General features: G+C 52.1%; 2 protein-coding genes. Both read left to right on the forward strand.

The genetic code is table 11. From position 1 onward, the window contains the following. The gene (locus tag V7665_RS13955) at positions 1-150 is read left to right on the forward strand and encodes a LytTR family DNA-binding domain-containing protein (protein ID WP_442955233.1); all 150 of its coding nucleotides are present in this window, start codon (positions 1-3) and stop codon (positions 148-150) included. Between the two features lie 250 nt (positions 151-400). Beyond that, the gene (locus V7665_RS13540) at positions 401-1,651 is read left to right on the forward strand and encodes a GGDEF domain-containing protein (RefSeq protein WP_335665061.1); all 1,251 of its coding nucleotides are present in this window, start codon (positions 401-403) and stop codon (positions 1,649-1,651) included. The last annotated feature ends 261 nt before the right edge of the window (positions 1,652-1,912 follow it).

Consider the following 1,912-nt stretch of genomic DNA (forward strand, 5'->3'; position numbering starts at 1 on the left):
GTGCACCGGTCGCGGCTGGTCAACCGCACAAAAGTCGCCGCGCTGACGCCGACGCGATCCGGCGACTTCGAGATATCGCTGCTCGACGGACGCACGGTTGCGGGTAGTCGGCGCTATCGCGCGGGGCTCAGCGAGCGCAATTCCGCTTAGGCGGCAGGCCGAGTCCGGCGAAAAGCCGAGTATATTATTTCATTACAGATCTTGGCATAAAGTACACCGTCACCGTCGTTGCGGATTTTTCCGCAACGACAACATTGACCTGACATCAACAGTGGTAGGGTCAGTCAGCCAGAGGAGTTTGCCGCTCAGCCAGCCTGCGACATAGCCAATGCCATGATCGATGGTGAGGCCAGTGTGTTGAAGGGCGCAGTTCGCTTGGTATCCTTTTAAGTATATATTGTTGCTCCAGATTCTTAATGGTTTAGCAACATTATTCTTGCATCATGGATTGATGTTCACGACCACAGCCAATCCATCGGCCAGGGGAGTTGTGTCGGATAAATTGGCATGGCTGTTCGCTCCGCGACATCCCGCAAGCCCTGAAATCCGGAGCTATCTGCTTGCCCAGCTAATGGGATCGATGGGCGCTGCGCTCATGGGTTCGCTATGCTCGATATTGGTGCTGGGTGCCGCTTTCTGGAAAAGCGGCGAAAATATTTTCGCGGCATTGATCATGGTCGATCTGGCGATATCGATGTTCCGGCTAATCGAATGGAACTATGGGAAACGCCGAGCCGAAATCGCCGGTTACCGGAATATTACCGTGTCTGCGTCATTGTCCATCGCCTGGTGTACTCTTCAGGGAGTTTCCGCTTTCATAATATTGTCCGGAGATGATCCCGTACTTCAAGTTCTTTCAGCCACTTTGGCGATGGCGCTCATAGGGCCACTTTGCGCACGAAACTACGCCGCACCCCGCTTTGCCATTCTCATGGTGCTGCTTTGCGACCTCCCTTTTGCCGCCGGCGCGGTTATGTCAAGCGAGCCTTGGCTATCCCTGATTCTCGTTCTGACCCCTCCATTTCTGCTGGGCGTGATGCAGATCATTGCAACGCTTCATGATGCCATGTTGGACACGCTTTTCGCAAAAGAGGAAAACCATCGTCTCGCCACCCATGACAGCCTTACATCGTTACTCAATCGACAAGGCATGGATGAACAACTCGCTCGTTTCTCGCCTCAACATGACCGTACAATGGCTTTGCTTTCGCTGGATCTCGACGGCTTTAAGGCTATTAATGATACTCATGGCCACGGTGCTGGAGACCGGGTGCTGGTGGAAGTCGCGCGACGTATTCAGGATGTTGTCGGTGAGGACGACCTTGTCGCGCGGATGGGGGGTGACGAATTCATGATCATATTGTGCAATCGTGAGGTCGATGAATTCAGGGCAATTGCCGTAACCCTCGTGAATGTGATCGCCAGCGAGTTGATTAGTATCGGTCCGGAAACCTCGGTTGGCCTAAGGGTAAGTGTTGGTTATGCCTGCATACCTGAAGATGCGGGGACGACAATGGAACTGCGCCTTCGGGCTGATCGGGCTCTTTACGACGCAAAAGAATCGGGCAAAGGAACCTGCCGTCGATTTGGTGAAAAAACGGAATATGATATCGGGTCAATCTACTCGAACCTTCGCGAAGCTTACATCTGATATTGCGATTGCCTCCTTAACACATGCTGCGATGGAAGATTAAAAATTTGTATAGCAGTTGGCGCATTGATGCGGACAATCGGGGTGATACCGATCCGAATTACGGAATTACGGTGGAATTACGCAACGTCACCATAATCTCGGAAGCAGGCGCGCAGCTGAAAAGGCCAAGCAGCAAATTCGAACTATTTCTTGTTAATTCCAGTTAATCATAGCGTTTAGCATTTCCGTCATATCCAATGTGGAAGGCCTTCCTGTCTG

Source organism: Parasphingorhabdus sp., assembly GCF_036964675.1.
Lineage (GTDB): Bacteria > Pseudomonadota > Alphaproteobacteria > Sphingomonadales > Sphingomonadaceae > Parasphingorhabdus.